This window comes from Bradyrhizobium sp. RP6 (assembly GCF_003837805.1).
GTDB lineage: Bacteria > Pseudomonadota > Alphaproteobacteria > Rhizobiales > Xanthobacteraceae > Bradyrhizobium.
Genome location: NZ_RQIT01000008.1, coordinates 213,986 through 239,426, shown reverse-complemented (window position 1 = coordinate 239,426; position 25,441 = coordinate 213,986). Strand labels below are relative to the sequence as shown.

The 25,441-nt window shown below is 64.7% G+C and carries 18 protein-coding genes and 1 pseudogene; 11 read left to right on the top strand and 8 right to left on the bottom strand.

Translation table 11 applies throughout. The features are described from left to right. The first annotated feature begins 32 nt into the window (after window positions 1-32). Window positions 33-994, top strand: a pseudogene (locus tag EHH60_RS17980) (amidohydrolase family protein). 3 nt (window positions 995-997) lie between these two features. Here the strand turns inward: EHH60_RS17980 and EHH60_RS17975 are convergent. The 3 genes from EHH60_RS17975 to EHH60_RS17965 form a co-directional block, all read right to left on the bottom strand. After that, the gene (locus EHH60_RS17975; RefSeq protein WP_124160789.1) at window positions 998-4,114 is read right to left on the bottom strand and encodes an efflux RND transporter permease subunit; all 3,117 of its coding nucleotides are present in this window, start codon (window positions 4,112-4,114) and stop codon (window positions 998-1,000) included. A gap of 29 nt (window positions 4,115-4,143) precedes the next feature. After that, a complete protein-coding gene (locus EHH60_RS17970) occupies window positions 4,144-5,388 on the bottom strand; it encodes an efflux RND transporter periplasmic adaptor subunit (protein ID WP_124160788.1) in 1,245 nt (414 codons plus the stop codon). A 144-nt stretch (window positions 5,389-5,532) separates the two neighbouring features. Continuing rightward, window positions 5,533-6,933 (bottom strand): CoA transferase, encoded by a 1,401-nt coding sequence (locus EHH60_RS17965; protein WP_124160787.1) that lies wholly within the window; start codon window positions 6,931-6,933, stop codon window positions 5,533-5,535. A gap of 56 nt (window positions 6,934-6,989) precedes the next feature. Here EHH60_RS17965 and EHH60_RS17960 point away from each other — a divergent pair, with 56 nt between their 5' ends. Then, the gene (locus EHH60_RS17960) at window positions 6,990-7,277 is read left to right on the top strand and encodes a hypothetical protein (RefSeq protein ID WP_124160822.1); all 288 of its coding nucleotides are present in this window, start codon (window positions 6,990-6,992) and stop codon (window positions 7,275-7,277) included. A gap of 199 nt (window positions 7,278-7,476) precedes the next feature. Beyond that, window positions 7,477-8,247, top strand: a complete 771-nt coding sequence (locus tag EHH60_RS17955) for an SDR family NAD(P)-dependent oxidoreductase (protein ID WP_124160786.1) — start codon at window positions 7,477-7,479, stop codon at window positions 8,245-8,247. Window positions 8,248-8,421: 174 nt separating this feature from the next. Here EHH60_RS17955 and EHH60_RS17950 read toward each other — a convergent pair whose 3' ends face one another. From EHH60_RS17950 to EHH60_RS17940, 3 genes are read right to left on the bottom strand one after another with little or no spacing between them, the layout of a single operon-like run. Then, window positions 8,422-11,976 (bottom strand): error-prone DNA polymerase, encoded by a 3,555-nt coding sequence (locus tag EHH60_RS17950; protein WP_124160785.1) that lies wholly within the window; start codon window positions 11,974-11,976, stop codon window positions 8,422-8,424. Continuing rightward, the gene (locus tag EHH60_RS17945; RefSeq protein ID WP_199751541.1) at window positions 11,973-13,568 is read right to left on the bottom strand and encodes a Y-family DNA polymerase; all 1,596 of its coding nucleotides are present in this window, start codon (window positions 13,566-13,568) and stop codon (window positions 11,973-11,975) included. Before EHH60_RS17945 ends, EHH60_RS17950 begins: the two co-directional genes overlap by 4 nt. Continuing rightward, complete coding sequence (locus tag EHH60_RS17940) at window positions 13,465-14,253, bottom strand: ImuA family protein (RefSeq protein ID WP_124160784.1); 789 nt, start codon at window positions 14,251-14,253, stop codon at window positions 13,465-13,467. Before EHH60_RS17940 ends, EHH60_RS17945 begins: the two co-directional genes overlap by 104 nt. 162 nt (window positions 14,254-14,415) lie before the next feature. Between EHH60_RS17940 and EHH60_RS17935 the strand changes: the two genes are divergently transcribed. Both EHH60_RS17935 and EHH60_RS17930 read left to right on the top strand, forming a co-directional pair. Further along, window positions 14,416-15,651, top strand: coding sequence for a putative DNA modification/repair radical SAM protein (locus EHH60_RS17935; protein ID WP_124160783.1), 1,236 nt, complete (start codon window positions 14,416-14,418; stop codon window positions 15,649-15,651). Further along, window positions 15,651-17,093: a UdgX family uracil-DNA binding protein gene (locus EHH60_RS17930; RefSeq protein ID WP_124160782.1), complete on the top strand. Its 1,443-nt coding sequence runs from the start codon at window positions 15,651-15,653 to the stop codon at window positions 17,091-17,093. The genes EHH60_RS17935 and EHH60_RS17930 overlap by 1 nt, the downstream gene beginning before the upstream one ends. Window positions 17,094-17,196: 103 nt before the next feature. On the opposite strand, the gene EHH60_RS17925 is transcribed toward EHH60_RS17930, so the two are convergent. Continuing rightward, complete coding sequence (locus EHH60_RS17925; RefSeq protein ID WP_124160781.1) at window positions 17,197-18,366, bottom strand: M20 aminoacylase family protein; 1,170 nt, start codon at window positions 18,364-18,366, stop codon at window positions 17,197-17,199. Between the two features lie 171 nt (window positions 18,367-18,537). On the opposite strand from EHH60_RS17925, the gene EHH60_RS17920 reads away from it, so the two are divergent. From EHH60_RS17920 to EHH60_RS17895, 6 genes are all read left to right on the top strand, one after another. After that, window positions 18,538-20,157 (top strand): GMC family oxidoreductase, encoded by a 1,620-nt coding sequence (locus EHH60_RS17920; protein ID WP_124160780.1) that lies wholly within the window; start codon window positions 18,538-18,540, stop codon window positions 20,155-20,157. Window positions 20,158-20,186: 29 nt separating this feature from the next. Further along, window positions 20,187-21,071 carry an alpha/beta fold hydrolase gene (locus EHH60_RS17915; RefSeq protein WP_124160779.1) on the top strand — a complete coding sequence of 295 codons (885 nt, stop codon included), beginning with the start codon at window positions 20,187-20,189 and terminating at the stop codon, window positions 21,069-21,071. A gap of 167 nt (window positions 21,072-21,238) precedes the next feature. Further along, window positions 21,239-22,183: a metallophosphoesterase family protein gene (locus tag EHH60_RS17910; RefSeq protein WP_124160778.1), complete on the top strand. Its 945-nt coding sequence runs from the start codon at window positions 21,239-21,241 to the stop codon at window positions 22,181-22,183. A gap of 19 nt (window positions 22,184-22,202) precedes the next feature. Further along, complete coding sequence (locus tag EHH60_RS17905; RefSeq protein WP_124160777.1) at window positions 22,203-22,538, top strand: cupredoxin domain-containing protein; 336 nt, start codon at window positions 22,203-22,205, stop codon at window positions 22,536-22,538. Window positions 22,539-22,647: 109 nt separating this feature from the next. Then, entirely contained in the window at window positions 22,648-23,196 is a 549-nt protein-coding gene (locus EHH60_RS17900; RefSeq protein ID WP_199751540.1) for a sigma-70 family RNA polymerase sigma factor, read from the top strand. Beyond that, window positions 23,193-23,960, top strand: a complete 768-nt coding sequence (locus EHH60_RS17895) for an anti-sigma factor family protein (RefSeq protein WP_124160776.1) — start codon at window positions 23,193-23,195, stop codon at window positions 23,958-23,960. Before EHH60_RS17900 ends, EHH60_RS17895 begins: the two co-directional genes overlap by 4 nt. A gap of 61 nt (window positions 23,961-24,021) precedes the next feature. Here EHH60_RS17895 and hpnO read toward each other — a convergent pair whose 3' ends face one another. Beyond that, on the bottom strand, window positions 24,022-25,413 hold the full coding sequence (hpnO, locus tag EHH60_RS17890; protein WP_124160775.1) for an aminobacteriohopanetriol synthase HpnO: 1,392 nt from the start codon (window positions 25,411-25,413) through the stop codon (window positions 24,022-24,024). Window positions 25,414-25,441 lie beyond the last annotated feature (28 nt).

Sequence of the window (25,441 nt, the reverse complement as noted above, 5' to 3'; positions counted from 1 at the left end):
CATTTCCAAAGAACGAAACAGGGAGAGAAGCCATGCACAGCCGACGCAGCATCCTGCTCGCCTCCCTTGCCGCCGGAGTAGCATGACCAGCAAAGCCCGCGCCCGTGCGGCGCAGCCCGCAACGCCGATCAATTTCGACGTCCCGGCGCATGCCTGCGACTGCCACACCCACATTCACGGCGATCCCCAGAGGTTTCCGTTCTTCGCGGGGCGCGTCTATACGCCGGAGCCGGCGAGCCCCGAAGAAATGGCGGCGCTGCACAAGGCGCTGCATATCGAGCGCGTGGTGATCGTGACGCCGAGCGTCTACGGCACCGACAATTCCTCCACCTTGTTCGGCATGAAGGCGCGTGGTGCGACCGCGCGCGGGGTCGCCGTGATCGACGACAGGACCACCGAGGCGCAGCTCGATGCGATGCAGGCGGAAGGCTTCCGCGGCATCCGCATCAATCTGGCGACTGGGGGCATCAACGACACCAATATCGGCCGCGCCCGCTTCACCACAGCCGTCGAGCGCGTGAAGGCGCGCGGCTGGCATGTGCAGCTCTACACCACGCCGGTGATGATCTCTGCGATCAAGGATCTCGTGGTGGCATCGCCCGTGCCCGCCGTGTTCGACCATTTCGGCGGGCTCGAGGCCCCACTTGGGCTGGAGCAACCGGGATTTTCCGACCTGATGGCCCTCGTCAAGTCCGGCAAGGCCTATGTGAAGATCTCCGGCGCCTATCGCTCGTCGAAGCTCGCACCCGACTATCAGGATATGGTGCCCTATGCCCGCGCGCTGATCGCGGCCAATGCGGACCGCATCGTCTGGGGCTCCGACTGGCCGCATCCGGATTCCAGCCGCGTCGAGGGACGCAAGCCCACCGACATCGCACCTCTCTATCAAATCGACGATGGCCGCCTGCTCAACCAGCTTCCGGTGTGGGCGCCGGAGGCGGATGTGCGCAAGAAGATCCTGGTCGACAATCCGGCGCGGCTCTACGGGTTCTGACGGTCAGCGCCCGCTTCGGGAGAAGAACGAGATCAAGACCGGCAAGGTCACCAGGATCACGACCGGCGCCAGCATCATGCCGGTGACGACGACGACCGCGAGCGGCTTCTGCACCTGCGAGCCGATGCCTTCCGATAGTGCCGCCGGCAACAGGCCGACGCCTGCGACGACGCAGGTCATCAGCACGGGGCGGAGCTGAAGCTCGCCGGTGCGCACCACCGCGCTCATGCGGTCCATGCCCTCTTCGATAAGCTGGTTGAACTGCGACAGGATGATGATGCCGTCCATCACGGCGATGCCGAACAGCGCGATGAAGCCGATCGCCGCGGAAACGCTGAACGCCGTGCCTGTTATCAGCAGGCCGAGCACGCCGCCGAAGATCGCCATCGGAATCACGCTCATCGCGAGCAGCGTGTCGGTCATCGAGCCGAAATTGAACCAGAGCAGCACGCCGATCAGCGCCAGAGAGATCGGCACCACGATCGACAGCCGCCGGATCGCGTCCTGGAGATTGCCGAACTCGCCGACCCATTCCATGTGCGAGCCCGGAGGCAGCTGCACCTGCTCGGCGATCTTGTCCTGCGCCTCGCGGATGGCGCTGCCGAGATCGCGCTCGCGCACCGAGAACTTGATCGGTAGATAGCGCTCCTGCTGCTCGCGATAGATGTAGGCGGCGCCGGAGACGAGGCTGATGTTGGCGACCTCGCTCAGAGGGATTTGCGTGACGGTGCCGTTCGGACCGGGCGCGCCGATCCGCAAATTCTGGATCGCCTCCGCGCTCCTGCGATATTCCGGCGCAAGACGGACGATGATCGGGAAGTGACGATCGCTGCCCGGCTCGTAGAGATCCCCCGCCGTGTCGCCGCCAATCGCGACCTTGATGGTGGCGTTGATGTCGCCGGGCGCGAGGCCGTAGCGCGCGGCCTTGGCGCGATCGATGTCGATCTGGATGGTCGGCTGCCCGAGCGAGGTGAACACGGCAAGGTCGGTGACGCCTTGTACGGTCGCCAGTACCGACTTGATCTTGTTGGCGGTGTCGGTCAGCGCCTGGAGGTCGCTGCCGAACAGCTTGATCGAGTTCTCGCCCTTCACGCCGGAAACGGCTTCGGAAACGTTGTCCTGGAGATATTGCGAGAAGTTGAACTCGACGCCGGGAAAGCGGTCGTCGAGCTGCTTGAGCAGTTGCGCGGTCAGCTCTTCCTTGTCGCTCGTGCCGGGCCACTGGCTCACGGGCTTGAGCGGCGCGAAGAACTCGGCATTGAAGAAGCCGGCAGCGTCGGTGCCGTCATCGGGACGGCCGTGCTGCGACACGACGGACTCGACCTCGGGCCGGGCGCGGATCACCTTGCGCATCTCGTTGACGTAGCTGTTGCCTTCCTGGAGCGAAATGGTCGGCGGCAGCGTGGCACGGATCCAGAGATTGCCCTCCTCCAGCTTCGGCAGGAATTCGAGGCCGAGCAGCCGGCTGAGCGCCACCGTCATCAGCACCAGGCCGACCGCACCGCCGAGGACGATGTTGCGATTGGCGACCGCCCAATGCAGCAACGGCGAATACAACCGGTGCAGGATCAGCATCACCTTCGTCTCGGTTTCCTCGACATGCGCGGGCAGGATGATCGCGGACAGTGCGGGCGTCACCGTGAAGGTGGCGAGCAAGCCGCCGGCAAGCGCATAGGCATAGGTGCGGGCCATCGGCCCGAAGATGTTGCCCTCGACCCCGGACAGGGTGAACAGCGGCAGGAAGGCCGCGATGATGATCGCCGCGGCGAAGAAGATCGAACGCGAGACGTCGGCAGCCGCGCTGAGGATGGCATGGCTCTTCATGCCGAACAGCGTCTCGGGCGATATGTGCTCGGATTCCGAGATCGGCGTCGTCTGCGTCAGGCGGCGGAAGATCGCCTCCACCATGATGACGGTGGCGTCGACGATCAGGCCGAAATCGATCGCGCCGACCGACAACAGGTTTGCCGATTCCCCGCGCAGCACCAGGATGATGACGGCGAAGAACAACGCGAACGGAATGGTCGCGCCGACGATCAGCGCGCTGCGAAGATCGCCGAGGAATATCCACTGCAACAGCACGATCAGCAGGATGCCGACCACCATATTGTGCAGCACGGTGTGGGTGGTGAGATCGATCAGGTCCTTGCGGTCGTAGATGCGCTCGATGCGCACTCCCGGCGGCAGAATGGTGGAGTTGTTGATTTGCTGAACGAGCTGCTCGACCCGTTTGATGGTCGGCGTGCTCTGCTCGCCGCGGCGCATCAGGACGATGCCTTGCACGATATCGTCGTCGTCGTCGAGGCCGGCGATACCGAGACGCGGCTTCTGACCGACGGTGACGGATGCGACGTCCTTGACCAGCACCGGGTTGCCGCCGGTCTGCGCCACCATGGTATTGGCGAGGTCGTCGATCGAGCGGATCAGCCCGACGCCGCGCACCACGGCCGATTGCTGGCCGATATCGACGGTGTTGCCGCCGACATTGACATTGGAGTTGCCGACCGCCTGGAGCAGTTGCGGCAGCGTCAGCCCGTTGGCGACCAGCTTGTTGAAATCGACCTGAATCTCGTAGGTCTTGCTCTTGCCGCCCCAGCCGGTGACGTCGATGACGCCGGGCACAGCGCGGAAACGGCGCTGGAGAATCCAGTCCTGGATGGTCTTGAGGTCGAGCACGCTGTAATTGGGTGGGCCGACCAGGCGATAGCGGAAGATTTCTCCGATCGGACTAAGCGGCGAGATCTGCGGCTGCACGTTGCCGGGCAGCGGAGCGAGCTGAGCCAGGCGGTTCAAGACCTGCTGCAACGCCTCGTCATAGGTGTAGGCGAAGGAGAACTGGATTTTGACGTCGGACAGACCGTAGAGCGAGATGGTGCGGATGGTCGTGATGTTCTTCAGGCCCGCGACCTGCGTCTCGATCGGGATCGTGATGTAGCGCTCGATCTCCTCCGCCGACAGCCCCGGGCTCTGCGTCACGATGTCGACCATCGGCGGCGTCGGATCGGGATAAGCCTCGATGTTGAGCTGGTTGAACGCGATCAGGCCGCCGATCAGAACGGCCGCAAACATTCCGACCATCAGGAAGCGCCGGTCGACGGCAAGGGCAACGAGACGATCCATTCAGGTCTTCAACTTCTTGGGGTCGTCGATCAGCTGCCGGAGGCCGCACGGTCGATGAACAGGCTGCCCTTGGTGATAATCTGCTCGCCGGGCTTGAGATTGCTGGTGACCTCGACGAGGTTGCCGTTGATGAGACCGATCTTGATCTGACGCAGCTCGACCGACTTGTCCTCGCGCGCGACCCAGATACGGACGTTGTCGGCTTCATAGATCAACGCCTGCTTCGGCACTGCCGGCGCGGCCCGGTCGCCGGCCGAATAGATCGTGACGTTGGCGAACATCTCCGGCTTCAGCAGGCCGTCCTTGTTGTCGATGGTCGCGCGAACCAGAAGGCGGCGGGTGCCGGGGTCGATCGCAGCGGCGACGTAGTTGATCCTGGCGGTGAACGGATGGCCTGGGAGCGCCATCACGTTGACGGCGATGTCCTGGCCGATGCACACCGCGGCTGCGTCGCTCTCGCGCACGAAGGCGGTGAGCCAGACCGTGGAGAGATCGCCGATCACGAAGACCGGATCGCTGGCGCCGGAATTGACGTACTGCCCGGGCCCGATCTTGCGCTGCACGACCGTGCCGGAGATCGGCGAATAGATCGTGACCTCCCGATTGATCGTGCCCTTGTCCTGGAACGCCTTGATGGTCTCGTCCGTGAAGCCGAGGATGCGAAGCTTGTTGCGCGCGGCTTCCAGCGCCGTCACCGAGGAGCGCATGTCGTTCTGCGCCTGGACCTGAGTTGCTTCCGCCTGCTGATAGTCCTTCAGCGGAATGGCATGGCCCTCATAGAGATCCTTGGCGCGCTTGAACTGGATGTCGGAAAGCTCGAGCGCAGACTTCGCCTTGTTCTGCGAGGTCATCGCCGCGATGAAATCGTTCTGGGCCTGCACGGTGTCGGCGGCCTCGATCGTAAACAGCGGTTGACCTTGCTTCAGCATCTCGCCCGGCTTGGCCAGCAGCTTGGTGACCCGGCCGGCATAGGGCGAGAATACCGGCGTCGAGCGGTCCTCGTCGACCGCGACCTTGCCCTCGGTGACATACTCGGCTCGGAAGCTCTTGGCCTTGACCGGCTCGATCGTCAGCGTCGCCCATTCGGACGGCGTGGGCGTGAAGGTCTGCGCATTTCTGCGCGACTGGCTGGAAATCTCGGAGTGTTTTTTTTGCTTTGGCCCCGAAGAATGGAAGCCGTAGGCACCGGCGCCTGCAAGAGCTAGTAAAACTACGGATGTGATCACCCGTTGTTTTGTAATCACGTGCAATCGCTTGGTATTCTCAACTACCATGGGTCCCGGTCGTGTCTGCGACGATCTCGGCAAATGCTGCCTCATCGGTCGCGCTAATAGTGCCGAATTGGGATTTCAAACAACCTTAAAAACGCTGGGTCTCTTGCGGTTTGCGTTAAAGTTTTGCGACATGTCAGCTTCATGTCAGCTTCGCGCAGGCCATTGCGCAGGATGACTGCCGAGTGGCATCGCAGGACGGCTCCATTGTGCCGGCGTCTTCGACAGCACTGCTGAATGACGCACCGCCTTCAACGTCCCGAACCCAGATGGCATGCTTTCGATGAACGCAGCATGTACGGCCTCGCCCGTAAGATCCGGGGTGTTCAGCCCACCGTCCAGCCGGCCGAGATTCCACAACCATCGCCCGGTCTGCGCCAGCGAGACGCGCACGTGCCAGCTGCCGCCTTCGCGGGCCTGGCGTGCCCTGGCCATCATCGCGCCGAACGCCATCAGATAGCCGGTGGCGTGGTCGAGGATTTGCGCCGGCAATTCCTTGGGAGTGTCGATGCCGGAAGCCTGCCCCTCGGCGTGATTGAAGCCGGTCGTGGTCTGCACCAGCGAGTCGAAGCCGCGACGCTCGGCCCAGGGGCCGGCGTGGCCATACGCCGACAACGTGACATAGACGATGCCGGGATTGATTTGCGCTGCGTCCTCCGGCGCGAAGCCGAGGGCGGCAAGCGCACGCGGACGATAGCCTTGCGAGAAGATGTCGGCGTCCTTCAACAGCTCGCGCAGCTGCTTCCGCCCGGCTTCGCTCTTCAGTTCGATGAAGGTGGTAAGCTTGCCGCGGCCGGTATCGATGCTGAGCCAGGGAATCGCGGGCAGCTCCGGCCCTGACACCAGCAACACGTCCGCGCCGTGCGCGGCGAGCGTGCGGCCGGCGACGGGGCCCGCGATGACGCGGGAGAGATCGAGCACACGAAGACCCGAGAGCGGGCGATCGCCTTTGGGCCACGGCTTCGGCGGGGCCTCGCCGATCCTCTCGATCGAGACCAGCGGCAATTGCCCGAGCGCACGCGCCTGCGGCAATGCGGACCATTCGTCGTAGGACCGCATCAGCGCGACAACGCCGCCTGCTGCGTAAGCCGCGGTTTCGAAATCCTCCCCCCTCCATTGCATCAATGCCGCCTGCACCTTCTCGCGCTCCGCCTCGCAGCCGAGCACCTCGCAGACGGCATCGCGGTGATGCGGGAAATTGGTGTGGCAGCGGACGAAACGGCCATCGCCGGTCCTGTAAACGCCGGCGATCGCGTCCCAGGCCGGCGGCGGCGGCTTGTCGTCGACGCGCAGATAGCGCTCGGAACGACATTCGGCGACGGCGTGGCGCATGTCGACGGAGACGTCCTGCGTCTCGCCGCCGCGCAGTCGCCGGATTTCGGCGGCGGCGAGCCCCGCGGCAGCTATCGTCGTCTGGCCGGCGACGGCGACACGAAACGAGGATGGGATTTGTGGCTCGGTGCCGGTCAGCCGCACGCGATCGAGCGCGGCCGCATCACCGCCGGCGGAGGTCCAGATACCCTTCAGAATGTCGGCGGGGCTTTGCATGACCGCTTCTCTCGCTTTAGCTTCGCAACCATCCCATTAGCATGGAAAGGACTGCAATGGCCGCCATCGATCCTCTCACCGCAGGCGCCGTGTTCGTCGCGACGGCGGCCACCGACGCGGTCTATGTGATGTTCACCTCGGCGGTGATCGCGCGCAAGCGCGTGCCGGCGGCGAACTGGAGCGCGGTCTGGTACCTGCTCTCCTCCTACGCCGTGATCAGCTACACCGATAACGCGTTCTATGTCGCGTTCGCGGCGATCGGCTCCTGGGCCGGCGCCTATGCGTCGCTGACCTTCCTGCACCGCCCGCCCGGCGGACCGCCGGTGGGGGCCGCGCCGGAGTGAGGTCTCTCCGCGTCATTGCGAGGGGCCCTTGCGACGAAGCAATCCAGACTGTTGCTGCGGATGCAGTCTGGATTGCTTCGCGGAGCCTGTCATCGGGCCGCGCTTTGCGCGGACCCGTTGGCTCGCAATGACGACGTGGAGGCTTCTGGGCGTCCCTCGAAACAGCTACACTCTCTCATCAACAAGAAGGAGCCAAACAATGGATCTCGGTCTCAAAGGCAAGAACGCCATCGTCCTCGGCGGCACGCGCGGCATCGGGCGGGCGATTGCGGCGACGCTGGCCGGTGAAGGCGCCAATGTCGCGGTGTGCGCGCGCAACGCCGATCAGGTTGCGGCCACCGTGGGCGAGTTGAAGGCGAGCGGTATCAAGGCCACCGGCAGCCCGGTCGACGTCACCGACGGCGCAGCACTGAAATCCTGGATCGAGAATGCTGCAAGCGAGCTCGGCGGCGTCGACTTGCTGTTCTCCAACGCCGGCGCGATGGCGCAAGGCGGCGATCCCGCGTCCTGGGAGCAGAATTTCCGGCTCGACGTGCTCGGCGCCGTGCATGCGTTCGATGCCGCGCGGCCGTTCCTCGAAGCCAGCAGCGCGAGCCGCGGCGACGCGGCCTTCGTGATCATCTCGTCGATCGCCGCGGCGCAGGCGGACGCAGCCAGCTCCTACGGCCCGATCAAGGCCGCGCTGATCCACATGGCCAAGGGACTGGCCCGGCAATATGCAAAGAAGAACATCCGGGTCAACGTGGTCTCGCCCGGCACGGTCTATTTCAAGGGCGGCGTCTGGGAGATGATCGAGCAGAACATGCCCGAGCGCTACAAGGATGCGATGAGCCGCAACCCGACGGGACGCATGGCAACGCCCCAGGAGATCGCGAGCGCGGCGGTGTTTCTGGCAAGCCCGGTGTCGGGATTCACGACGGGATCCAATCTCGTTGTGGACGGCGCGATCTCGAACCGCGTGAATTTCTAGAACGTTCGTTCCGGCGCTCCCTCCGCCGTCGTGGCCGGGCTTGTCCCGGCCATCCATGCCGTACCGCACACACCGAGAGGCGTGGATGCCCGCTCAAGCCAGGGCATGATAAGCTGTGGGCATCGCGTGCGATCGCTTCAACGATCTCGTGGGCGGCATCCCGCGCCGCAGCCTTCAATGGAAATCCCGCGACGGCGGCAGGATGCGGACATTGCGGGGGTGGCGGACTTTCTGCGCGGGCATGTCCACGAGGGCGCGGGGGTCTTCGTTGAGCGGCTCGACCACGGTGGCGCCTGCGGGCAGCGGATGTTTGCGGCCGAGTGCATCGTTGGCCAATCCAACCAGATCGTGCGAGCGGTCGACCATGCGCTGGGCGATGAGATGCGTCACCTTTTCAGGGCTGCTCTGGATGTAGCCTTCGACCAGGATGAGACGCGCGCCCATTACTTCTTTCCGGTACTGCTCCATGATCTTGGGCCAGACCACGACATTGGCGATGCCGGTCTCGTCCTCAAGCGTCATGAATACGACGCCGCTGGCGCTGCCCGGCCGCTGCCGGACCAAGACCACGCCGGCACAGCGGACGCGGCGTCGCTCGTTCTCGTGGCTGATGTCCTTGCAGGCAACGATGCGCTCGCGCGAAAACATCTCGCGCAAAAATTCCATCGGGTGGCCCTTCAGCGACAGCCGGATAGTCTGGTAGTCCGCGACCACCTGCTCGGCGCGCGGCATCACCGGCAGCGGCTTAGCGTGCTCGTCCGGCTGTTCGCGCGCGGTCGCCGCCTCGAACAGCGGCAGCGGCACATCGTCGGGCAACCGCCGCACCTGCCACAGCGCCTCGCGGCGGTCGAGCCCGAGCGAGCGGAACGCGTCGGCATCCGCGAGCAGGATCAGCGCGCGCTTGGGCAGGCCGGTGTCGCGGGCGAAGTCTTCGAGCGAAGTGAAAGGACGGCGGTTGCGGGCGGCGACGATGCGGTCGGCCCAGTCGAGTTCAGCTTTTTCAACGCGCATCTGGTCCAGGGCCGCACGGGAGGTGGATAGGTTCCCTCCCCCCTTTCGGGGGAGAGTTAGGGAGAGGGGTGAGCCGCGCGGACGCTGGTCGTGGCTTACCCCTCTCTCCAACTCTCCCCCGCAAGGGGGGAGAGAGCCCAACCGTTCGTGCGTCCCTGACTCGTGTTCATCAACGCTTCGCTTGCGCAGCGCCTTGGCCCGCTTCAAGCGCTCCTCATCCTCGTCCAGCCAGTGGAATCCGTCGATCTGGCGAAAGCCCAGGCGCACGGCGCAGAATTTGCCGCTCCCCTCCTCCAGCGTGTTCTGCGCAAAGCTGTAGGACACGTCGATGTCGCGAACCTCGACGCCGTTCTTGCGGGCATCGCCGACGATCTGCGCAGGCGCATAAAACCCCATCGGTTGCGAGTTCAACAAGCCGCAGCAGAATGCGTCGGGATGGTAGTGCTTCAGCCACGACGAAATGTAGACCAGTTGCGCAAAGCTCGCGGCATGGCTCTCAGGAAAACCGTAGGAGCCAAAACCCTTGATCTGGTCAAAGCAGCTTCTGGCGAAATTAGGGTCGTAGCCGCGCGCCACCATATTGCCGATCAGCTTATCTTCGTATTTGCCAATCGTACCAAGGTTGCGGAAGGTCGACATCGAGCGGCGAAGACCGTTGGCCTCCTCGGGAGTGAATTTTGCCGCCTCGATGGCGATGCGCATCGCCTGTTCCTGAAACAGGGGAACGCCCTTCGTCTTGTACAGCACCTTGTAGAGCTCGTCTTTGTCGCCATGCTCCGGCGACGGCGAGGGATAGCTCACCTTCTCAAGTCCGTTCCGCCGCCGCAAGTACGGATGTACCATGTCGCCCTGGATCGGCCCGGGGCGCACGATCGCGACTTCGATGACGAGATCGTAGAACGTCCGCGGCCTCAGCCGTGGCAGCATGTTCATCTGGGCGCGGCTCTCGACCTGGAACACGCCGAGCGATTCCCCGGCACACAGCATGTCGTAAACCCTGGGATCGTCCTGCGGGATGCTCGCCAGCACAAAACGCTCGCCCTTGTGCTGGTCGATCAGATCGAAACATTTCCGGATGCAGGTCAGCATGCCCAGCGCCAGCACGTCGACTTTCATCATGCTGAGCGCGTCGACGTCGTCCTTGTCCCATTCGATGAAGGTGCGATCGTCCATCGCGGCATTGCCGATCGGCACATAGGTGTCGAGCCGGTCCTGCGTCAGTACATAGCCGCCGACATGCTGGGAGAGATGGCGCGGGAATTCGATCAGCTCGGTCGCAAGCTCGACCGCGAGGTTGATCATGGGATTGTTGGGATCGAGCCCGGCCTGCCTGACCTGCATGTCGTTGAGGCCCTTGCCCCAGCTGCCCCACACGGTATCGGCGAGCGCGGCGGTGACGTCCTCGGTCAGGCCCAGCGCCTTGCCGACGTCGCGGATGGCGCTGCGCGGGCGATAATGGATGACGGTGGCGATGATCGCGGCACGGTGGCGGCCGTAGCGACGATAGACATATTGCATCACTTCCTCGCGCCGCGAATGCTCGAAATCGACGTCGATGTCGGGCGGCTCCAGCCGCTCCTTGGAGATGAAGCGCTCGAACAACAGATCGACCTTGGTTGGATCGACCGAGGTGATGCCGAGCACATAGCACACGGCCGAGTTCGCCGCCGAGCCGCGGCCCTGGCACAAAATGTTCTGGTTGCGCGCGTAGTGGACGATGTCGTGCACGGTGAGAAAGTAATGCGCGTATTTCAGCTCGGCGATCAGCGCGAGCTCCTTGTTCAACGTGGCGCGCAGCTTGTCGTCGATCTCGCCGCCGAAATATTTGTCGACCCCCGCCCAGGTCAGGTCCTCCAGATGCCCCTGCGCGGTCTTGCCCGGCGGCACCGGCTCGTCCGGATATTGGTATTTGAGCTGGTCGAGCGAGAAGTCGATCCTGTCCGCAAAGCGCATGGTCTCCGCGATCGCTTCGGGAAAATCGCGGAACAACCTCGCCATTTCCTGCGGCGTCTTCAGAAATCGCTCCGCATTGACCTCGAGCTTCCGCCCGATCGCCTCGATCGTGGTCTTTTCCCGGATGCAGGTCAGCACATCCTGAAGAGGACGGCGACCGGGATGATGATAGAGGACTTCGTTAGTCGCAAGCAGGGGCACTTTTGCTGTGGTGGCGAGATCATCGAGCCGCGCCAGACGGCGCCGGTCGTCGCCGCGATAGACCAGGCTCGCCGCCAGCCACACGCCCGCGGCGCGGCTGCCCTTGAGCTTTGCGAGAACATCCAGCGCCTGGGCCGGATCAAAGCGGTGCGGCAGCGTCAGGATGAGCAATTGGCCTTCCGAAAATTCCAGGAGATCGGCAAAAGTGAGACGGCACTCGCCCTTCTCGATCCGCGTGATGTCGTCGCCGCGCTTGCCCCGGGTGAGAAGCTGACAGAGCCGGCCATAGGCCGCGCGATCACGCGGATAGACCAGGATGTCGGGCGTGCCGTCGATGAAGACAATGCGCGCACCGATCAGCAGCTTCGGCTTGTGCAGCACCTTGTCATTGTCGAGCTCCTTATAGGCCCGCACCACGCCCGCGAGCGTATTGTGATCGGCAATGCCGATCACCGAAATCCCCAAAGCGCTCGCCTGATGCACATAGGCGCGCGGATCCGAGCCGCCGCGCAGGAAGGAGAAATTGGTGGTGATGCCGATCTCGGCATAGCTAAGCGTATTCATGCGAAGAGACCGTGCACATACCAGCCGGGAGGAACGGGCTTGCCGTCGGCATCGAAGCACTCTCCCTCATAAAGTCCGTCGCGAAAGATCCAGAAGCGCAGGCCTTCGGCATCCTCGATGCGGAAATAGTCCCGCGTCAGCTGCTTGCCGTCCTGCCGCCACCATTCCATCGCGACACGCTCGGGCCCCTCCACCCGCACCACCGCATGCAGCGCGCGGCGCCAGGTGAATTGATGCGGCGGACCATCAGGCACGGTCGCGAACGGCACCTTGATCGGCTCCGGCTTGTCGAACAGCCGCAAGGGGCGCAGCGGCGGCTCGCTCTCGGCACGCGCCGGCCATTCGGCTTGCATGGCAGCCGTGAGATGATGCTGCGCCGGCGCGGCCAGCACCGCGCTTTCAGGGATATGGGTGTCCTGCGGCAGGTGCACGACGACGCGCTTTCCGCCGATGCGGGCGGCGATGCGGTCGATCAGCGCGGCAAGCTCGTCATTGTCGTGGACATGGGCATCGAGATCGCGCTGCTCCTGTACCACGATCTCGGTGCGGCTCGCCGACAGCCGCACCATGTCGAAGCCGAAGCCGGGATCGAGCGGATCGGCGAGCGCATCGAGGCGTTCGCGGAACAGCCGGTCGATCACGTCGCTTCGCGTTACCGGACGTCCGGTCTCGACCATGATCGCGCGCACCACGCCGTCGGTGCGGAAGAACGCCGCTTCGAGACGGCGCGCGCCCTTGCCCTGTTTCTCCATGGAGGCGATCAACGTGTCGGCGAGCCGCGACAGCGTCATCGCAATCATGGTGTCGGTCGCGATCGGCTCGGCGAAGCGCTTCTCCACGATGTAATCGGGCAGCGGCTTGCGCGGGTTGATCGGCGCATCGCCCTGTCCCAGCGCATGCGCGAGCAGCGTGGAGAAGCGCGCGCCGAACCGCGCGGTGATCTCGCCCGGCGCGCGCGCGGCGACATCGCCGATGGTCTTCAGGCCGGCGCGGCGCAGGCCGGTGGTGGTGACCTCGCCCGCACCAAGCGCGGACACCGGAAATGCGCTGATCGCCGCCGCCTCTTCGCCATCCGCGACGATGGTGCCTGAGGCCTGCCGCGTCAGCGTGCGCGCACAGACCGAGGTCCCGGCGATCGCGGCGCTGACGGCAAAGCCCTGGCGGGCCAGCGCGCGGACCAGCGTCGTGAGCAGCGCGGCCTCGCCGCCGAACAGATGCGCGCAGCCGGTGATATCGAGGAACAGCCCGTGCGGCGGATCGAGCGCCACCAGCGGCGTGAAGCGGTCGCACCAGTCGGCGATATCGCCGAGCGTCTTCGCATCGGCCACGACATCGGCATCGAACACCTTCAGGTCAGGACACATCGCCCGCGCATTGGCCAGGGGTTGGCCGATGTACAGGCCGAGGCGCTCGGCGGCCTCGTCCAGCGCATGGATCACCAGCGCATTGTTGTCCTTGATGACGACGATGCTGGGCTCATGATTGGCTTTACCCAGCCCGGCGCTGCCGAAAAACCGCTGGAGCCGGTCGATGGGCAGGCGCGGCAGCCACAGGCTGAGGATACGTCGACGGTTCACTGAACTGGCACTCATCACAATTCCATTCCATGATCCACCGGCCGCACGGGCCATGACGATTGCGCAAGAGCTCGGCATCGAAGCGCGGCGCGCCCCATGTGCTCCATGCCTGCCCCGGCGGTGAATGTGCCGCGCGCAGCATCCATCGCGTCTCCGCAGTCGAGGGCAAAGGTCGTGCGGCCATGCGCAGGAGCAACCCGGCGACGCCGGAAGATTGCGCGGCGAGCGTCAGCTTGCGGCTCGCCACGAGATCGAACTGTCTGATCTCGCCCCAGAGCTCGAGCACGACGGCGCCCAGCGCATCGCAGGCGAACGCATCGGCCGAGGTGCGTAGCGCGCTCTCGACATCGGCGGCGCGCACCATCACCACCCGGCGCGGATCGAGGCCGAGCTCGGATAGCCCGCTCATCGACAGCGCACCCGTCTCGATCTCCGAAAAATCCTGCCGCACCCACAGCAGCGGCCGACGCGCGCTCACGCGTCCCGCAAGCCCCATGACGAAGCCGGTCGCGGCAGCGCCCTGACGCCCTTCGCAAAACACCTCGTGGATCGCCGCACGCGCGAGCCCGCCCTTCAGCGCGCTGTCGGCCGCATTGTGGCCAAGCGCGACGCGATCGCGCGGATGCACGACCTCCGCGGTCTCGATGCGCTCGATCTGGCCGCGCAAGATCGCAAGCGCGCTTCCACGTGCGCCGCTCATGCTCGCCGCTCCTTCAGAGATTGATGCCGTGGTCCTCAAAAGAAGAACCAACGGCTGGCTCATTTGTTCATGATATGTTCTAATATAAAGCTAACGGGACCAGAAGAGTCAATCGAATTGGCGCTCAATCGGATTCATGAGCTGAATCAAAGGGATTCCAGGATGGACGTACAACGCAAGCTGGAGATTCTGGCGGATGCCGCCAAGTACGACGCATCCTGTGCCTCCAGCGGCACCGAGAAGCGGGATTCCAGCGACGGCAAGGGCATGGGCTCGACCGCGCCCGGCATGGGCATCTGCCACTCCTATGCGCCGGACGGACGCTGCATCTCCCTGCTCAAGGTGCTGCTGACCAATGCCTGCAATTACGATTGTCTCTATTGCGTCAACCGCGCCTCCTCCAACGTGCCGCGCGCCCGCTTCACCATCGACGAGGTCGTCAAGCTGACGCTCGACTTCTACCGGCGCAACTACATCGAGGGCCTCTTCCTCTCCTCCGGCATCATCCGCAGTCCCGATTACACCATGGAGCAGGTGGTGAGCGTCGCGCGCAAACTGCGCGAGGAGCATCACTTCCGCGGCTACATTCACCTGAAGACCATTCCCGAAGCCGACGACGCGCTGATCGCGGAGGCCGGCAAATATGCCGACCGCCTCTCCATCAATATCGAGATGCCGCAGGAGACCAGCCTGCAGCAATTCGCGCCGGAGAAGGACGTCCGCGCGATCCGCCGCACCATGGGCCGGCTGCGGCTGAAGCTGGACGAGGCCGAGGACAGCCGCAGCACGAAGACGAAGGCCAAGCCGCAGCGCTTCGCGCCGGCCGGCCAGAGCACGCAGATGATCGTCGGCGCCGACGCGGCGTCCGATCACACCATTCTCCACACCAGCGCCAATCTCTACGGCGCCTACCGTCTGCGGCGCGTCTATTACTCCGCCTTCAGCCCGATCCCCGATGCCAGCCGCGCCCTGCCCCTGCGGGCGCCGCCCTTGCTGCGCGAGCACCGGCTCTACCAGGCCGACTGGCTGATGCGGTTCTACGGCTTCGATGTCGGCGAGATCGTCGACGACAGCGCGATGCTGCCGCTCGACATCGATCCCAAGCTCGCCTGGGCACTGCGCCATCGCGACCGCTTCCCGCTCGACGTCAACCGCGCCAGCCGCGAGGAGCTGCTGCGGGTGCCGGGCTTCGGCACCAAGGCGGTCGAACGCATCATCGCGACGCGGCGCACCACCACGATCCGTCTTGCCGATCTCGCGCGGCTGCACGTGCCCCGCAACAAGGCGCTGCCGTTCATCGTCCTCAGCGATCACCGCCCCTCGCCACATCGGCTCGAAGAGGCGCGGCTGATCGAACGGTTCAAGCCGAAAGCGATGCAACTCGGATTTGGCTTCTGATGCAGTACATCACACTCGACACCGAAACCGATTTCGACGGCTGGCGCAAAGCCGCCCGCACGCTCGTTCTACATCATGTGGAGCCGCGCGATGTCACCTGGACCGTGCGAGGTGGCGAAGCGGAATTATTCGCGCCGCCCTCGCCGTCTCCGATCCTCGAGGCGCATGACGGCACCTTCAACGTATCAGCAAAATTCATCGAGCTCGCCAAGGCCGCAATCCTGCACCGTGATATCAAGCGTTTTGCGATCCTCTATCGCCTGCTCTGGCGATTGAAGGACAATCACGACCTCATCGAGGTTGCGACCGATCCTGATGTCGCGCAGGTCACGGCCATGGCAAAGGCGGTCCATCGCGACGAGCACAAGATGCACGCCTTCGTCCGCTTCCGCGAGATCGGCCGGGAACGCCAGGCACACTACGTCGCCTGGTTCGAGCCGGAGCATCACATCGTCGAGCTCGCCGCGCCGTTCTTCGCCAAGCGCTTTTCCGACATGCCGTGGTCGATCCTGACACCGGACCTCTGCGCGCATTGGGATGGCCACGCACTTTCGTTCACATCCGGCGTCAGCAGGAGCGAAGCACCGCGCGAAGACCGGCTGGAAGAAACCTGGCGGCGCTATTACGCCAGCATCTTCAATCCAGCCCGTCTCAAGGTGAAGGCGATGCAGGCCGAAATGCCAAAAAAATATTGGAGGAACCTGCCCGAGGCTTCGATCATTAAGCCCTTGATCGAGGACGCCGAACGCATGACCGGTGCTATGATCGCCAATGCCGCAACCGATCCGCGCAAGCCTCAGAAGCGGCCGGAGGCTCCGATGAAACGCAAGCCAGCTGTCGACGATCTCGAAGCGCTCCGCGAGGAGGCCGCGCATTGTCGCGCCTGCCATCTCTATAAGGACGCGACCCAGACCGTGTTCGGCGAAGGGCCGAGGAATGCCAACATCATGCTGGTCGGCGAGCAGCCCGGCGACAAGGAAGACCTCGCCGGCCATCCCTTCGTCGGCCCGGCCGGCCAGATGCTCGACCGCGCGCTGGAGGAAGCCGGCGTCGACCGCAAGAAGGTCTACGTCACCAACGCGGTCAAGCACTTCAAATTCGTGCCACGTGGAAAAATTCGCCTGCACCAGAAGCCGAACACACCTGAGATCCGGGCCTGCCGGCAATGGTACGAGCGGGAAGTTGCGGCGATCCAGCCCGATCTCATCGTGGCGATGGGCGCAACCGCCGCGCAAAGCGTGTTCGGCAAGATCACCCCGATCGGCAAGAACCGCGGCCGGCTGATAGACCTTCCCGACGGACGCAAAGCACTCGTGACGGTGCATCCGTCCTATCTGCTGCGGCTGCCCGATCCTGAAGCCAAGGCGCTGGAATATCGGCGCTTTGTCGAGGATCTGAAGATCGCCGCTGCCTTGCAGAAGAAGGCCGCCCGGGCTGCCTGATGTCCCGGCCCTTTTCAGGTCGTCATTCCGGGGCGGCCGCAGGGCCGACCCCGGAATCTCGATATTCCGGCTTCGCCTCCGGCGCCCGGGATGACGTCGGTGGTTAGGCCGCGAGCGATTCCTCGATCAGCTTGACCCAGTAGGACGTGCCGTAGACGATCGCCTCGTCATTGAAATTGTAGGCGGGGTGATGCAAGCCGGCGCTGTCGCCGTTGCCGCAGAAGATGAAGGCGCCGGGCCGCGCTTCGAGCATGTAGGCGAAATCCTCGCCGCCCATCAGCGGCGCCATGTCGTGCACATTGGCCTCGCCCGCGACCTGCTCGGCGACGCGCCGCGCCACTTCGGTCTCCGCCGCATGATTGTTCACGACCGGATAATTGCGCTTGTAGCGCAGGTCGATCTTGGCGCCCGTGATCTGCGCAACGCCTGCCACGACTTCGTGCACGCGCTTCTCGACCAGCTTGCGCACCTCCGGCGTCAGCGTGCGGATCGTGCCTCGCAGCGTCGCGGTCTGCGGAATGACGTTACGGGCGTTGCCGGCGTGGAATTCGCAGATCGAGATCACGGCCGATTCAAGCGGATCGACGCTGCGCGCGACGATCGACTGCAGTGCCGTGATCACCTGCGCACCGACCAGCACGGAATCGACGCATTTGTGCGGACGCGCGGCGTGGCCGCCGACGCCCTCGATCATGATGTCGACCTCGTCGGTCGCTGCCATGATCGGACCCGGGCGGATCGCGAACGAGCCGATCGGGATGCCCGGCCCGTTGTGCATGCCGTAGACCTGGTCGATGCCGAAGCGTTCCATCAGGCCGTCCTTGACCATGGCCGCACCGCCGGCGCCGCCCTCCTCGGCGGGCTGGAAGATCACCACCGCATCGCCGGCGAAGTTGCGGGTTTCGGCGAGATAGCGGGCGGCCCCTAGCAGCATCGCAGTATGGCCGTCATGGCCGCAGGCGTGCATCTTGCCGGGGCTCTTGGAGGCGTAAGGTAGATTGGTCTGCTCCTCGACCGGCAGCGCGTCCATGTCGGCACGCATGCCGATCACCTTGAGCCCTTCGCCGGCCGGCTTGTTGCCCTTGATCACTCCGACCACGCCGGTCTGACCGAGACCGGTCACGACCTCGTCGCAGCCGAACTCCCGCAGACGATCCGCGACGAATGCTGCGGTGCGGTGGACGTCGTACAGCAGCTCGGGGTGCTCATGGATGTCCCGCCGCCAGGCCTGGATGTCGGGCTGAAGGTCGGCGACGCGGTTCACGATAGGCATGCAAGGTCTCGAGCTTTGTTGGAATACGACTCTCTACCATGCAAGCGCCGGTCCACCCAACCGGCGGAGGGTCCGGGGTAGCTCTGTTCTCTCGTCATGGCCGGGCTTGTCCCGATCCGCTGCGTCTGCCTATTAGACGGAACGCACAGTGACCATCCGGGTGGAAGCAGAATGCCAAGGCGGCTCGAAGGTGAGTTTGACTACATCGTCGTGGGGGCCGGCACGGCCGGCTGCATCGTCGCCAACCGGCTCTCGGCCGATCGCAACAACCGCGTGCTCATCCTGGAAGCCGGCGGCGACGACAATTGGATCTGGTTCCACATCCCGGTCGGCTATCTCTTCGCGATCGGCAATCCCCGCTCCGACTGGATGTTCAAGACCGAGGCGGAGCCCGGCCTGAACGGCCGCGCGCTCGCCTATCCCCGCGGCAAGGTGATCGGCGGCTGCTCGGCGATCAATGCCATGATCTCGATGCGCGGACAGGCCGCCGATTACGATCATTGGCGCCAGCTTGGGCTGACCGGCTGGGGCTATGACGACGTGCTGCCGTTGTTCAAGCGTCTGGAAGACCACTTCCTCGGAGCCAGCGAGCATCACGGCGCCGGCGGCGGCTGGCGCATCGAGGCGCCGCGGCTGTCCTGGGCCATTCTCGACGCCGTCGGCGATGCCGCCGAGGAGATGGGTATCAAGCGCATCCCGGATTTCAACACCGGCGACAACGAAGGCACGAGCTATTTCCACGTCAACCAGAAGCGCGGCCGGCGCTGGTCTTCGGCGCGCGGCTTCCTCAAGCCCGCACTGAACCGCCCCAATCTGCGGCTCGAGAAGCATGTGCTGGTCGACCGCCTCGTCGTCGAGCAGGGCCGCGCCGTCGGCGTCCGCTTCATCCAGAACGGCGAGATCGTCGAGGCGCGCGCGAAACGCGAGGTGGTGCTCTCGGCCGGCGCGATCGGCTCGGTGCAGGTGCTGCATCGCTCCGGCATCGGACCGGCCGACTGGCTGTCGCCGCTCGGCATCGACATCGTCATGGACAAGCCGGGTGTGGGGCGCAATCTGCAGGATCACCTCCAGCAGCGCGCGATCTACAGGGTCGAGGGCGTCCGTACGTTGAACGAGACCTATTACAACCTGTTCCGCCGCGGCCTGATGGGTCTCGACTACGCCTTCCGCCGCCGCGGTCCTCTGACCATGGCACCTTCGCAGCTCGGCATCTTCACACGCTCGGATGCGACGCGCGCCCGCGCCAACATTCAGTTTCACGTGCAGCCGCTCTCGCTCGACAAGTTCGGCGATCCCCTGCACCGCTTTCCCGCCATCACCGTCAGCGCCTGCAATCTGCAGCCGACCTCGCGCGGCACCGTGCGGTTGCGCGCAACAACGCCTGATGAGAAGCCGATCATCGCGCCAAATTACCTGTCGACCGACGACGACCGCCAGGTCGCCGCCGACGCCATTCGCACCACGCGCCGCTTGATGCAGCAGAAGGCGCTGGCAAAATATCGGCCCAGCGAATATCTGCCGGGGCCGACGGTCGGCGATGACGACGCCTCGTTGGCGAAGGCCGCCGGCGATATCGGTACCACCATTTTTCACCCCGTCGGCACGGCGAAGATGGGCGCGGCGAACGATCCCTTGGCGGTGGTCGACGAGCGCCTGCGCTTCTACGGCCTCGGAAGCTTGCGCATCGTCGATGCCTCGATCATGCCGACCATCACCTCGGGCAATACCAACACGCCGACGGCGATGATTGCGGAGAAAGGGGCCACGATGATCCTGGAGGACGCGAAGTAGTCAACCCGTAGCGCATCACTACTTCACCCATGATCAATCCGCACCGTTTTTCCATCGGCCCGGCCAACGCGCAGATCGCCATATTGCAATGGGGCGAGAGCGGCAGGCCGCCCGCGTTGCTCCTGCATGGCACCGGCTTCGTGGCCGATGTCTGGGACGAGGTCGCGCGAGAGCTTGCATTGACCTACACCGTCTACGCGCTCGACCGCCGCGGCCACGGCGCCAGCCACAAGCCCGGCGCTTATCACTTCCTGGATTACGCCGACGACGTCTGCCGGGTGATCGATGCGCTCGATCTCCGCGACATCTACGGCATTGGCCACAGCGCGGGCGCGACCGACCTGCTGCTGGCAGCAAAAATGCGGCCGGGATGCTTCACACGCCTGTTCGTGATGGAGCCGACGGTCATGGATCCGCGCACGGCGCGCTCCGGGGATTTGAGCGAGGAATCCCTCGCCCGCGTGCAGGGCACGCTGCGCCGGCGGGCTGAATTCGACAGCGCAGATGCCGTATTCGCGCGCTACCGCGAAGCGCCGGCGTTCGCGGATTGGACCGAGACGTCGCTATGGGCCTATGTACACCACGGCTTCACGCGGCTCGACGACGGCCGCGTCCGGCTCTGCTGCATGCCCGAAATCGAATCCGCTATCCTGCTTCCGATCTATGAGGCCATGGAGCAGGTCTATGTTGGCGATGCCCGCGGCAACCCGTTTTCCGCGCTCACCGAGATCAATTGCCCGGTGCGCATCACGACCGCCGCGAAGTCGGGGCCGATCTACAAGGAGATGGCGCGACGCGCCGCGACCCTGATTCCGCGGGTCAGCACCCTGGCCTTCGAGGAAGTCGGGCACTGCGTGGCGCAGGAAGTGCCGGAGCGCGTGGTCGAGGCAATCCTGGCGAACTCCGGTTCGTAGCCCTGGAGCGAGCGCAATCCGGGGCAGGCGCCTCCCGTACCTCGCTTCCCTCCATGCGGGCTACAGATCCTCCCACCTCACGAAATCGTCATCCCACCATGGAATAAACCCGCCCGTGCCTCGATCACCTCCCCGCAGCCCAATTCCGGGCGACGTGGAGATGCGCGATGAGCGGACAAGATCACGGGGATGACGGCGTCAGCCGCCGCAAGGTGCTGGAATGCATGACCTGGGCTGGCACCGGGGTGCTCTGGACTGTCACGGGCGGCGTGCCGCGCTCGCTCGGCATCATCGATTCCGCGCAAGCCGCGAACGCGGTGGCGCCCGGCATGAGCTTCCTCCAGATCAGCGACAGCCATGTCGGCTTCGACAAGCCGGCCAATCCCAACGCGCTCGGCACGCTGGAGGAGGCCGTCAGCAAGATCAACGCGATGCCGACCAAGCCTTCCTTCATGATTCACACCGGCGACATCACCCATCTATCGAAAGCCGCCGAGTTCGATAATGCCGATCGCATCATCTCGCAGAGCAAGCTCGACGTGCACTACGTACCGGGCGAGCACGATTTCCTCGACGAGGACGTGAAACTTTATCGCGAGCGCTACGGCCGCGGCACCAGGGGCCAGGGCTGGTATTCGTTCGATGCCGGCGGCGTGCACTTCGTCGGCCTCGTCAACGTCGTCGATCTCAAGGCCGGCGGCCTCGGCAATCTCGGCGCCGAGCAGCTCGCCTGGCTCGAGGACGATCTGCGCGGCAAGTCGAAATCGACGCCGATCGTGCTGTTCGCTCATATCCCGCTCTGGACCGTCTATCCGGAATGGGGCTGGGGCACCGAGGACGGCGGCCGCGCGCTCGAATACGTCAAGGGTTTTGGCTCGGTCACCGTGCTGAACGGCCACATCCACCAGGTGATGCAGAAGGTCGAAGGCAACGTCACCTTTCACACGGCGCGCTCGACCGCCTTCCCGCAGCCGGCGCCGGGAACAGCGCCCTCGCCCGGTCCGATGAAGGTCGAGGACGCAAAGCTCCGTTCCATGCTCGGCGTCGCCAGCATCAACTTCAAGCAGAACGAGCAGCGGCTCGCGATCATCGACACGCCGCTGCAAGGCTAAGGCTGAACGGAAGCAGACAATGAAGACACTCAATCGCCGCGACTTCGGTGTCGACCTCGGTCTCGCTTTGGCCGCGGCTGTGCTGTTGCCCGCAACAAAAGCCCGCGCCGACGACCTGGAAATCCACATCGACAATTTCGTGTTCCAGCCGGCCGAGCTCAAGATCAAGGTCGGCGCCACCGTGACCTGGACCAACCGGGACGACATCCCGCACACCATCGTGTCTGCCGGCAAGTTCAGGTCCAAGACCCTGGACACCGACGACAAGTTCTCCTTCACCTTCACCAATGCAGGAGACTACGAATATTTTTGTTCGCTGCACCCGCACATGACGGGGATTATCAAGGTTGAGTAACGTCTCCACCCAAGGCATCAACGTCCTGCCCGGCCGGTGGCCCCACGCCGGCCGGGCGCGTGCGCCTTCGATCACGGCAAAACAAGAAACAGAGGCAAAGCGAGGAGCGATGCCGGCCACCGACGATGTGCAGAAGGCACAGCGCTTCCGCGAAGCGGCGCTGCCCTATCTCGACGACGTCTACACGCTCGCGCGCTATCTGTTGCGCGATGCTTCCGACGCCGAGGACGCGGTGCAGGAATGCTATCTGCGCGCGCTGAAGCATTTTGACAGCTACCGCGGCCCGGCGATGAAGCCCTGGCTGTTCGCGATCCTGCGCAACGTCTGCAACGCCGAATACGCACGCCGCGCGCACCGGCCCAGCGCGATCGAGGGCACGCCCGGCGCCGCCGAGCAGACGCCGCTCTGGCAGGAGGCCGAGACGAGCCCCGAGACCGAAGTGCTGCGCAGCCGCGATGCCGGCGCGATCCGCAGGCTGATCGACGCGCTCGCCGAACCGTTCAGGGAAACCTTCGTGCTGCGCGAGATCAACAACCTGTCTTATCGTGAAATCGCCGAGGCCGTCGGCGTCCCCGTCGGCACCGTGATGTCCCGCCTCGCCCGCGCCCGCGCCATGCTGCGCGCGGCCTGGACGGCGGAAGAGGAGCAAGCGAAATGACCTGCGACGAAGCAAGGATCCTGCTTCACGCGCTGCTCGACAACGAGCTCGACGCCGGCCACGCGCGCGAGGTCGAAGCGCATATCGCAAGCTGCCCGGACTGCGCCGCCGAGTTTGCCGCCCAGCGCGAGATGCAGCGCGTGCTCGCCGACACCAATTTGCGCTACACCGCGCCGGCGGACTTGCGTGCTCGCATCGAAGCCTCGCTGCCGCAGCCGCAGCGCCAGCAGCCGAGCCGCCGCTCCGTGCTGCGCGGTTTTGCGATGGGCTCGGCCGTCTCCGCGCTCGCCGCCACCGGAATCGTCGTCGTGGTGCTGCGCCAGGACGACCAGCAGCGCATCCTGTCGGAGGTCGTCTCCGCGCATCTGCGCTCGCTCCAGGCCGGCCACCTCACGGACGTGGTCTCGACCGACCAGCACACCGTCAAGCCCTGGTTCAACGGCAAGCTCGACGTCGCCCCGCCGGTGATCGACCTCACCGCACAAGGGTTTACGCTGGTCGGCGGCCGGCTCGACTATATCGACGCCCGCGCCCTCGGTGCCGTCGTCTACAAGCGCCGGCAACACGTGATCAATCTGTTCGTGTCGCAAACCGCGAGCACCGAGCACCGGCCGCCGAAGACCCAGACCATGCAGGGCTTCAACTGCCGCCGCTGGGGCGAGCGCGGCCTGAATTTCTGGGCCGTCAGCGATATCGGCGCCGACGAGCTCGCCGAGTTTGTCGAGAAGTTCGAGGCGGCAATGAAGGCGAATGTGGAGGGGTAGATTCAGCCCGCAACGTCATTGCGAATGACAACGACGAATGCCGAGATGGCTTGGCCGAAAATCAGGCCGACCTTCTTACCGCGTTGTCCACCAGCGTCTTGCCGAGCGACCAGATCGCGCCTGGGACCTTGTGGCTGCCCGCGATGACGTCGTCAAAGGCGCGCTCGATCCAGGCGCAATCTTCCTCGGTGATGGTGAGTGGAGGCAAGAGCTTGATGGTGTGGCTGCCGTGGCCGGCAACTTGCGTCAGGATCTTGTGATCCTTGAACAGGGGCACGGTGATGAGCTGGCAGAACAGGCCCTTGTTGGCGGTCTCCAGCACGTTCCAGGAGGCCCGCAGGCGCAGCGACTTCGGGGGGCCGAATTCGATGCCGATCATCAAGCCCTTGCCGCGGACTTCCTTGAGCAACTCGTAGCCCGGCACCATGCGCGTCAGCGCGAGGCGCAGCTCGGCGCCGCGCTTGGCGGCCGCATCGATCAGCTTCTCCGATTCCATGACGTCGAGCGTGGCGATGCCCGCGGCCATGGCGAGGTCGTTCTTGGAGAAGGTGGAGCCGTGCACCACCGCGCGGTCCATCTGGTTGAAGATCTTGTCGAAGATGCTCTTGCGCGTCAGCACGGCGCCGACCGGCACGTGGCCGCCCGACAGCGACTTCGACAGCAGCACCATGTCGGGCTCGACATTCCAGTGCTCGACCGCGAGGAAGCGGCCGGTGCGGCCCATGCCGGTCTGGATCTCGTCGGCGACGAACAGCGTGCCGTACTTCTTGCAGAGTGCGGCCGCGCCGGGCAGGAACTCGTCCGTGGGCATGTTGACGCCCTTGCCCTGGATCGGCTCGACGACGAAGGCCGCAACCTCGCGCGAGGCCAGGGCCTTTTCCAGCGCGGCCAGATCGTTGAACGGGACCGGGGTGCAGCCCGGCAACAGCGGCTCGAATCCGGTGCGGAAGTTCGAGTCGCCGGTCAGCGACAGCGCGCCATAGGTCAGGCCGTGGTAGCCGTGGGCGCAATAGACGATGCCGGGACGGCCGGTCGCGCCACGCGCGAATTTGATCGCGGCTTCGACGCATTCCGCGCCGGAATTGGCGAAGAACGCCTTGTCGAGATAGGGAACGTATTTCAGCAGCCGTTCGGCCAGCACGCCGGCGAGCGTCGAGACGTCGAACTGGACGAGGTTGGGCAGATCGGCATCGAGCACGCTCTTGAGCGCATCGCGCATGACAGGATGATTGCGCCCGATCGCAAACACGCCAAAGCCGGACAACAGGTCAAGGTAGCGAGCGCCGTCGCGATCGTACAGGTACTGCCCCTGGCCCTTCTGGAAGCCGACATCGTAGCCGATGGTCTTGAGAACCCGGACGAACTGCTCGTTGAGATATCGGTTATGCAGGGTGCTGCGCTGGGCCTGACGGTCCGCGAATAGCTGAGACATGTCTGGATTTGGGCTGTGCATCCGCTACATACTTCGATTGGAGGCCGAC